Genomic DNA, 8539 nt, shown 5'->3' on the forward strand with positions numbered 1-8539 from the left:
CTACCATCATATAAGGGTAGAGAGACCGCCGCTAGCGGCCGGTGTCCCCCGTCGTCAACGACTCCAAGTACGCGCCGATCTTATCAAGCGCGCCGGCGCTCAATTTCTTCCCGTACCACCGCGGCATCACGTTCGGCGGATAGCCGGGCACAATGTACGTGCTGGGCGACAGAATTGATTCAATGATGTATTCCCGAACGGTCTTCGCATTCCCGTGATAGTCGGGATCGGCGAGGCGAAGGCGAGCAGAATCACCCATGGTCAGCACCGGCCCGACCCGGCCCTCCGCGCCCGGGATCCCGGGAATCGTGTGACAGACGACACAGCCGGCCCGCACGAACAGTTGTTCGACCGGCTCTTCACCGGTCGCCAACGGCACGAGGTCCGGGGAGATCACGGACGCGCCGCCGCCCGGCGGTCGAGCCGTGGGTGTATACCGGAGGTAGGAAACAATGCTGACAAGCAGCGTGAGGCCGATGACCAGGAAGGTCCAGCTGCGCTCGCTGAGTTTCCCACTCTTGGTCGGTGTTGGGTTTATCTCGCCCATTTGATCGTACAACCGATCGCATGGGTGGCCGGCTCTTCAGGAGACCTGCCGGCGAGGAGCGCGTCGAGGGCGTCACGGAGAAAACGGCGGCGGACATGATCCGGCTGCTGCCAGTTGTCGTCGATCTTCCCGGCATAGGCGAGACGGCGCTGCTGATCGAAGACGAACAACTGCGGTGTGTGAGTGGCTCCATAGGCACGTGCCGTCGCTTGCGAGGCATCGCGAAGGTACGGAAAATTGAATCCCTTGAGCGCAGCCCGTGTCTTCATGTTCTCGAAACTGTCCTCCGGATAGCCGATCTCGTCGTTCGAGTTGATCGCGACGAACTGCACACCTCTTGGCCCGTACTCGCGCTGAAGTGCGATCACGCGGTCCTCATACGCCTGAACATAAGGACAATGGTTACACGAAAAGATGACCGCGAGCACGGACTTCTCACGAAAGTCATCCAACCGATAAAGCCGGCCATCGACTCCGGGCAGCGAAAAGTCGGGCGCACGGTCACCCAATTGCAACACGTCGCTGATTCGTAGAGCGTGGCTCATGACGACAGCCTCTTCACGAGAAAACAGACACCGTCGTTAGGGTGCCGGCGCATCCATGGCACACCGAAAGCCGATACTCGTGTCGCGAAAATCGGGATGCGCCGAGAACCGAGCCGTGACACGGATATTTCTCGGCGGATCGCCCCAGGATCCTCCCCGGATCACCTTCTTCTCGCCGCTCTCCGGCCCCGGCGGATTGTCCTTCGGACTCTTCCCATAGTATTCCCGGTCATACCAGTCGGCGACCCATTCCGCGGCATTTCCCGCCATGTGATAAAGACCGTATGGACTCTTGCCGCCTTCCTTCAATCCGTGTCGAATGCTCATGCCTTCCGTCCCGCTCGTCACCGCGACCAGCGTGATCGGGTAACTCACCCAGAGACCGCGATTGTAGTTGGCGATATCGACGAACGGCTGCATGTCGCCCCACGGGAACCGGCGCTTGTCGGTCCCTCGTGCCGCCTTTTCCCATTCCGCTTCGGTCGGAAGGCGCTCTCCCGCCCATTGACAGTAGGCGTTGGCATCTTCCCAATCCACACCGACGACGGGACGGTCACCCGCGTTCGTCACCGCCTCGTCGTCCCACGAAGGCGGCGTCTCATGGCCGGTCTCCTCCAAAAATTTGGCGTAGCGGGCGATCGTCACCTCAAACTGGTCGATGTAGTAACCCTTCAAGTTCACCGTGTGCTCGGGAAATTCGTTCGGGTTCCCTTGAAACCAGTTGGAGCCGACGTCCTCGGTGCCCATCGTGAACGGCCCCGCCGGGATCAGCACCATCGGTGCTCCGTCCTTTCCGACGATCGTCGTTCCCGCCGCCGTCTTCCCGTCCGTACCCGGTTCCGCCGCGAACAAGCCCGATATCCCGATGCCGATAACGACGCCTGCAGCGGCACAGAAGGCCGCTGCCCCTCCGACCCACCATCGACAAGAAGACAAAAAATAAGACATGGCCGCCTCCCTGAAGTTCCGTCCTGAGCGATTCTACTCCGCGGAGAGGATGGAACCCAAGAGGTCCACGGGACAGGGCGCAGAAGACGCTCCTCAGCGATCGCAGATCTCGCGCGTCGGTTTGACGCCGCTCGGAAACCGCCAACTCGGCCGTTGCCGGAGGAACGGCAGGCGGAGCAGTTCGGCCAGGCGGACATCCTCCGGAGCCTGATAGGCCGGGACGCCAATTGTAATGGCGTCTTGCGGGATGGAAAGCCTGAGCGTGCGGTGCAGGCGATCCCAAATGGTGAGCCCGCTCGACCAGTTCGAATCCGTCTCCTCCCGCACGATCGAGTGGTGAATGCCGTGCATCCGGGGCGTGACAATGAAGCGCGACAACCACTGCTCCGTTCTCTCGGAAAGCCGGACATTGGAATGGTGGAACATGACACACAGCAGCACGAATGTTTGCCAAACCGAGAGAGCCAGCGGGGAGACACCAATGAGGAGGACTTGGCCCGCGCGCCATGGGAGGGAGCACAGCAATTCCGCGATGTGGAATCAGACCGCGGTTGACACGTCGAGGTCCCGATCGATGTGATGGACCACATGGCTACGCCAAAGCCACGGCACCCGATGTAACAGCACGTGCCAGATGTACAGCGTGTAATCCAGCAGCAGGACGGCGAGAGGCAGCTCGACCCAGCTCGGGAGGCACCGTACATTCAACAGCCCCCATTGCCGCTCCTCTACGGCGAGGCTCAATCGTTGAATGACCGGATGCTCGGTCACCTGAAGCGAAGCCGCGGCCAGGGCCGCCATCGCCAAGTTTCGTTCCGTTCGTTTCGAACGCGATTCGACGGTTCGCCGAAGCGGGGATCGTCTTTCCCACCTCCAGAGTCCGACGAACGCCCCAAACACCAGCGGGGCGGTGATCCACAGCGGCAGCGTCGTTCTTAGAATCGCCGTCGGCATCATTGGCGAACCGCCGATCTGCGGGTCCGGATGGCAGCAAGCGCGTCTCTGGCCTCGGGAAGCGCGAGGATGAATGTTCCGAGATGCGCCACCGCGTCGACGATGCAGTAGCCGCACCATCGCTTCTGCACCGACGGCATCTCATAGAAGAGGTACCGAGCGGCGATCACCGCTTCAGCCCCTGCTTTTCCGGCGGCACACAGCGGCAGCCATGGTTGTGCCCTGCCCGTCTCGAACCGCCGGTGGCTGCAATCGCCGCATTGACCGCATGACTGGCGAGGGATACCGTCCCATCCGGCACGCCCCACTGATAGGCGAGGTCGGATGAATTGACACCGTCTGAATCGAACCGACGGAGCGGTGGGTCGGGCAAATGCCGAATCACGCCGGTCTGAAACAGTGAGACGATCGCCATACTCACCATACCAACGAGCGACAGAACGATCATCGCCCGACGCAGTCGTAAGCCCTGCGTCACCCCGGTCTGCAACTCCTGCCGAAGTTGCTCTGCGTTGGTCCTGGTCATCATTCTCATCATCTTACTCGGGTCATCATGGCTGGCGTGTCGGCCGTCTGCTGATCATCTCGTCAAGGGCTCTGCTCTTCCCCGACCCAAAGCGCTTGCCGATTCTCGGTCCACGGATTTGTCTGCGACTCCCCTCGCGCGTTCATTGGCCGTCATTCCTTCTACCAATGCTTACATGGTTGTTGCGGCTATCCAGCGCCGAGAATGTCGTGTACAACTACGTGGAGGTCCATCCGGCGTCCCGCAGCAAATGAAAGTGGGCTCACTAGAAGGCTCGAGGCAGACCACGTGGGGCAAGCGGTCGTAGGTGAGACTCGAACAGTACGTGCGTTCGTCGCGGCACGCCGCCATACCGATCATTTCTTTCAATTTATCAGCGGCGCACAGTGGTACGAACGCCCGGTGCCCGAGCGGCATCGTCTCGTCTTCTACCTTGGCCACATCGACGCCTTCGATTGGAATCTGATCGGGCGGCACGCGTGTAGACTGCCGTCCTTCCATCCGGCATTCGATCGCCTCTTCGCGTTCGGCATCGATCCTCACACCGGCGAGGAACCCCAGGATCAGGCCTCGGACTGGCCCGCAGTCTCGGATGTTCGTCGATATGTGGATGAGGTGTGTCGACGTCTCGATGCCGTCGTTCGGGAAGTCGACCCCGTGTTTCTCGACGTCGCAATCGAGCATCGGTTGATGCATGCCGAAACCTTTACCTACCTGATCCATAATCTATCAGCGCCCGTGGCTGTCGGAAGAATCGCACCGCCGCCTTCGTCTCCCTCTTCTTCGCCTCCACTGAACACGATGATCGAGATTCCCGCCGGGACGGTACGCCTCGGCCGGCAGCGACCAGCAGCGGAGATGGACGCTCCCCCCTTCGGTTGGGACAATGAATTTGGCGAGCACGTGGTTTCGGTCCCGCGTTTCAGAATCAGAAAGCACAAAGTCACCAACGGCGAATACCTGAAGTTCGTCGAGGCCGGCGCCGACCCTCCACACTTTTGGAGACGCGCTGGAACCGGATGGCTCTGGCGGACAGTGTGGGGCAAGATTCCGTTGCCGCTAGACTGGCCCGTCTATGTCACGTGGCATGGAGCCGACCGCTACGCGCGGTGGGTCGGACAATCGTTGCCGACCGAAGCACAGTTTCACCGCGCGGCCTATGGCACCCCGCAGGGCGATGAACGCGCCTATCCCTGGGGCGACGCCGCGCCTGATCCTCGCCACGGCAATTTCGACTGTCGATACTGGGATCCCGTGCCGGTCACGGCTACGCCGGCGGGGGATAGCGCCTTCGGCGTCTCGCAGCTCGTCGGGAACGGCTGGGAGTGGACTCAAACGATCTTCACGCCGTTTCCCGATTTTCAGCCATTTCCGTTCTATCCCGGTTACTCGGCACCTTTTTTCGACGGCCGTCACTACGTGCTCAAAGGGGCCTCGCCCCGCACCGCTGCGCGCTTGATCCGCCGATCGTTCCGCAATTGGTTTCGGCCGAACTATCCGTACGTCTATGCCAGTTTTCGATGCGTTGAGAACTGAGGCGCATCCGCGGTCGAGGGCTGCCGCCACGGTGGAGGCGTTCGCGGACGCCGTGCGGGCCGGACTGGCCCGGCCACAACGGGAACTTCCGTCCACCTACCTGTATGATGAGTTGGGCACCGCGCTGTTCGAGGCGATCACCTGTTTGCCGGAGTACGGGCTCACCCGCGCCGATGAGCGCCTGCTTCGTCGATATGCGCCGGCGATCCTCCACCGTCTACCGCCCTCACTGCTGGTCGCCGAACTCGGAAGCGGCAGCGGGCAAAAGACGCGCTGGGTGCTGGAAGCCTTGGTCCGCCGGGAGCCGGTCCAGTACTTTCCCATCGACATCTCAGTGTCCGCGCTCGAGAAGTGCCGGCGCGCGTTGTGCGACCTCGCCGGCGTTACCGTAGTCGGCTTGGAGCGATCCTACCTGGAAGGTTTATCTGAAGTCGCCGCGTCCCGGCGGCCGGGGCAAACCCTCCTTGTCTTGTTTCTCGGGAGCACCATCGGCAACTTCGACCGTCCCGCCGCGGCAGAATTCCTCACGAAGATCCGCCGCTGCCTGTTGCCCGGCGATGCATTGCTCGTGGGAGCCGATCTGGAGAAGCCGAGAGGCACGATGCTCGCCGCCTATGATGACTCGATCGGTCTCACGGCCGCGTTCAACCTGAACCTGCTGGCACGCATCAACCGGGAGTTGGCCGGTGATTTCGAGCTCCGACACTTTCGTCATATGGTCCGCTATGACGATCGGGAGCGCCGTATCGAAATGCACGTTCAGTCAGAACGATCCCAGCGCATTTCGATCAGGATGGCGGATGTGATGTGCACATTGCAGAAGGGCGAATCGATTCGAACGGAAGCCTGCCATAAGTTCGACGTGGACGAGATGCGAGTCCTCGCAAGAGACACCGGCTATCGCTGCGTCGAGCAATGGGTCGATCGAGACTGGCCGTTCGCGGAAAACTTGTGGATCGCGGACGGGACGCCGACCGCTGCCCTCTAACATGGGTGTGGTCGTGTCGTTTCAGCACGTCTCCGCGCGGCTCGGGCGAGCCGACGTGCTGCACGACTTCACGCTGGATGTCCACGCCGGTGAGACGCTCGTGCTGCTCGGCCGAAGCGGCTCGGGCAAGACGACCGCGCTGAAGATGGTGAACGCCCTCCTGTTCCCGAGCGCCGGTCTGGTCTTGGTCGACGGAAAGCCAACCACCGCCTGGGACCCGATTCACCTCCGGCGCCGGATCGGCTACGTGATTCAAGAAGGCGGACTGTTCCCGCACTTCACGATCGCGGACAATGTCGGCCTTGTCCCTCGTTTGCAAGGCTGGCCGCCCGCCGCTATTCAGGCTCGTGTGCGCTCGCTCCTCGATCAGGTCGGGCTTCCGTACGACGAATTCGCGCCCCGATATCCGCGGGACTTGTCCGGCGGGCAGCGGCAACGGGTCGGCGTCGCGCGCGCGCTCGCGGCCGATCCGCCGCTCTTGTTGTTCGATGAGCCGTTCGGGGCGCTCGATCCCGTGACCCGTCTGGATCTCCAGCATCAGTTTCTGGCCTTGCGCCGGGAGCTCGGGAAGACGGCCATCTTCGTCACCCACGACGTGCGGGAAGCGCTGGCCCTGGCGACCCGCATCGCGCTGCTGGCCAAGGGGGCCCTCGACCTCGTCGTCACGCCATCGGAGTTCCTCGCGGCGCCGACCGAGGAAGCACGCGCGTTCCGGGCATGCTTGGAGCAGGGGTAACAGGTGGTCCCGACGCTGCTGGGCGAGTTGTTCGATTTGTCGATCGAGCACCTGCTGCTCGTCACCGTCGCCATGACGATTGCGGCCGCACTGGCGATCCCCACGGGCGTTCTGCTCACGCGCCGCGCGAGACTCCGTGACTGGCTGCTGGGATTGGCGAATGTGCTGCAGACCATCCCGAGCTTGGCGCTCTTCGGGTTTTTGATTCCGATCCCCTGGCTGGGCGGAATCGGTCCGCACACGGCTATTGTCGCGCTCGTGCTCTATGCACTCCTGCCGATGCTGAGAAATACGGTGACCGGCATCCTCGGCGTCGACCGCTTCATTCGTGAATCGGCCATTGCGCTGGGCATGACGAATCGGCAACTCCTCTGGCAGGTGGAACTGCCGTTGGCCGCCCCGACGATTCTCGCCGGCGTGCGGATTGCCACCGTGACGACCATCGGCACGGCGACCATTGCTGCGGCGATCGGCGCAGGCGGGTTGGGGGTGTTTATCTTTCGCGGACTCGCGTCCGTCGATTCGCTCCTGCTGCTGGCAGGCGCGGTGCCCGCCGCCGTCATGGCCATCGGTGCGGACCGAGGACTGGAATGGATCGAACGAAAATTCTCGCCGCATTGATCCTGCTCGCCTTCCTGGTCGGCTGCGCTCAGCAGGACCGCCCGATCACCGTCGGCTCGAAGAATTTCATCGAACAGGTGTTGCTGGGAGAAATCATAGCGCAGCACCTCGAGCACAGGCTCGGTCGTCGCGTGTCTCGCAAGCTGAATCTCGGCGGCACCATGCTCGCGCACAAGGCTCTGGTAAAGGGCGAGATCGACCTCTATCCGGAATATTCCGGCACGGCCTGGACCGCCGTGCTTGGTTTTGCGCCATCCGCGGACGCCGACGACCTCTTCGCCCGCGTCCGGGCAGAATATCAGCGGCGGTTTGCCATTCGATGGTTGGACCCGCTCGGATTTGACAATGCGTTCGCCATGGTGATCCGCCGAGAGGATGCACGGACCCATCAGATCGAATCGCTCAGCGATGCCGCCCGCTATCGGGCAGGGTGGACGCTTGGAGTGGGCTACGAATTCCAGCAACGGCCCGACGGGCTCAGAGCGCTGTTGGACACGTACCAGTTGCCGCTGACCGGCCCGGTGCAGACCATGGACTTGGGACTGCTGTACCGCGCGCTCCAGCAACGCCACGTCAGCATGGTCGCGGGCAACGCGACCGACGGCCTCTTGTCCGTGCTCGATGTGACGCTGCTGCGGGACGACAAAGGGTGCTTTCCTCCGTATCAAGCGGCCATCGCGGTCCGAGAGGAGTCGCTCATGCGCACGCCGGGACTCGAAGCCGCGCTCAAGGAATTGTCTGGAACATTGAGCACCGAGACGATGCGCGGGCTCAATCATCAGGCGATGGACCAACACGGCCGGGTGCAAGAGGTGGCCCGTCAATTCTTGAAGGATCGCGGCTTGGCGGACTAGAGCACGCCGAACTGGATCGCGCTCGAACTCTTCAGAACACGTCCATCGCGCGGCGCATCGTGCAAGTACTTGCGCCGCTGCGCGATGTCGGCGTCGGTCTCGGTCGGAATTTTCTGTCATCATTTTCAGCTCCTCTCCCAGCAGACCACGAAGCGCAACGATTCCGGGCGCTTGTCATCTCATCGCCCTTCACCGCCTTGAGCGGCTCGCCGGAGAATGTCCGTGATCAACTAGTGTCCTGTCTCTGAAGTACGTGGAATAAGTTGTGCATTGGTGGTGTCCTC

At 62.2% G+C, this 8539-nt stretch carries 10 protein-coding genes and 1 pseudogene; 5 read left to right on the top strand and 6 right to left on the bottom strand.

Features of this window, described 5'->3' with window-relative positions; genetic code table 11:
- Window positions 1-31: 31 nt before the first annotated feature.
- From AC1U7K_RS03900 to AC1U7K_RS03925, 6 genes and pseudogenes are all read right to left on the bottom strand, one after another.
- Window positions 32-547: a c-type cytochrome gene (locus AC1U7K_RS03900; RefSeq protein ID WP_480249483.1), complete on the bottom strand. Its 516-nt coding sequence runs from the start codon at window positions 545-547 to the stop codon at window positions 32-34.
- Entirely contained in the window at window positions 535-1092 is a 558-nt protein-coding gene (locus tag AC1U7K_RS03905; protein ID WP_480249484.1) for a thioredoxin family protein, read from the bottom strand. The genes AC1U7K_RS03900 and AC1U7K_RS03905 overlap by 13 nt, the downstream gene beginning before the upstream one ends.
- Window positions 1093-1128: 36 nt before the next feature.
- Window positions 1129-2040, bottom strand: a complete 912-nt coding sequence (locus AC1U7K_RS03910) for a formylglycine-generating enzyme family protein (protein ID WP_480249485.1) — start codon at window positions 2038-2040, stop codon at window positions 1129-1131.
- A 93-nt stretch (window positions 2041-2133) separates the two neighbouring features.
- Window positions 2134-2997: pseudogene (locus tag AC1U7K_RS03915) on the bottom strand (sterol desaturase family protein).
- Window positions 2994-3164 carry a hypothetical protein gene (locus AC1U7K_RS03920; RefSeq protein ID WP_480249486.1) on the bottom strand — a complete coding sequence of 57 codons (171 nt, stop codon included), beginning with the start codon at window positions 3162-3164 and terminating at the stop codon, window positions 2994-2996. The pseudogene AC1U7K_RS03915 and the gene AC1U7K_RS03920 overlap by 4 nt, the downstream one beginning before the upstream one ends.
- Window positions 3161-3523, bottom strand: a complete 363-nt coding sequence (locus tag AC1U7K_RS03925; RefSeq protein WP_480249487.1) for a hypothetical protein — start codon at window positions 3521-3523, stop codon at window positions 3161-3163. The genes AC1U7K_RS03920 and AC1U7K_RS03925 overlap by 4 nt, the downstream gene beginning before the upstream one ends.
- A 285-nt stretch (window positions 3524-3808) precedes the next feature.
- Between AC1U7K_RS03925 and AC1U7K_RS03930 the strand changes: the two genes are divergently transcribed.
- Genes AC1U7K_RS03930 through AC1U7K_RS03950 form a run of 5 tightly spaced genes read left to right on the top strand, consistent with a single transcriptional unit; the run spans window position 3809 to window position 8255 of the window.
- Window positions 3809-5056, top strand: a complete 1248-nt coding sequence (locus AC1U7K_RS03930; RefSeq protein ID WP_480249488.1) for an SUMF1/EgtB/PvdO family nonheme iron enzyme — start codon at window positions 3809-3811, stop codon at window positions 5054-5056.
- Complete coding sequence (gene egtD, locus AC1U7K_RS03935) at window positions 5028-6044, top strand: L-histidine N(alpha)-methyltransferase (RefSeq protein ID WP_480249489.1); 1017 nt, start codon at window positions 5028-5030, stop codon at window positions 6042-6044. Before AC1U7K_RS03930 ends, egtD begins: the two co-directional genes overlap by 29 nt.
- Window position 6045: 1 nt before the next feature.
- A complete protein-coding gene (locus AC1U7K_RS03940) occupies window positions 6046-6780 on the top strand; it encodes an ATP-binding cassette domain-containing protein (RefSeq protein ID WP_480249490.1) in 735 nt (244 codons plus the stop codon).
- A gap of 3 nt (window positions 6781-6783) precedes the next feature.
- Complete coding sequence (locus AC1U7K_RS03945; RefSeq protein WP_480249491.1) at window positions 6784-7401, top strand: ABC transporter permease; 618 nt, start codon at window positions 6784-6786, stop codon at window positions 7399-7401.
- Window positions 7371-8255 (top strand): glycine betaine ABC transporter substrate-binding protein, encoded by an 885-nt coding sequence (locus tag AC1U7K_RS03950; protein ID WP_480249492.1) that lies wholly within the window; start codon window positions 7371-7373, stop codon window positions 8253-8255. The genes AC1U7K_RS03945 and AC1U7K_RS03950 overlap by 31 nt, the downstream gene beginning before the upstream one ends.
- The last annotated feature ends 284 nt before the right edge of the window (window positions 8256-8539 follow it).

Source organism: Nitrospira sp. Vd2 (assembly GCF_979581665.1).

Excerpts from the sequence above, each read along its gene's own strand:
- AC1U7K_RS03900 (WP_480249483.1), bottom strand. The coding sequence starts at position 547 with ATGGGCGAGATAAACCCAACACCGACCAAGAGTGGGAAACTCAGCGAG.
- AC1U7K_RS03905 (WP_480249484.1), bottom strand. The coding sequence starts at position 1,092 with ATGAGCCACGCTCTACGAATCAGCGACGTGTTGCAATTGGGTGACCGT.
- AC1U7K_RS03910 (WP_480249485.1), bottom strand. The coding sequence starts at position 2,040 with ATGTCTTATTTTTTGTCTTCTTGTCGATGGTGGGTCGGAGGGGCAGCG.
- AC1U7K_RS03925 (WP_480249487.1), bottom strand. The coding sequence starts at position 3,523 with ATGATGACCAGGACCAACGCAGAGCAACTTCGGCAGGAGTTGCAGACC.
- egtD (WP_480249489.1), top strand. The coding sequence starts at position 5,028 with ATGCCAGTTTTCGATGCGTTGAGAACTGAGGCGCATCCGCGGTCGAGG.
- AC1U7K_RS03940 (WP_480249490.1), top strand. The coding sequence starts at position 6,046 with ATGGGTGTGGTCGTGTCGTTTCAGCACGTCTCCGCGCGGCTCGGGCGA.
- AC1U7K_RS03950 (WP_480249492.1), top strand. The coding sequence starts at position 7,371 with ATGGATCGAACGAAAATTCTCGCCGCATTGATCCTGCTCGCCTTCCTG.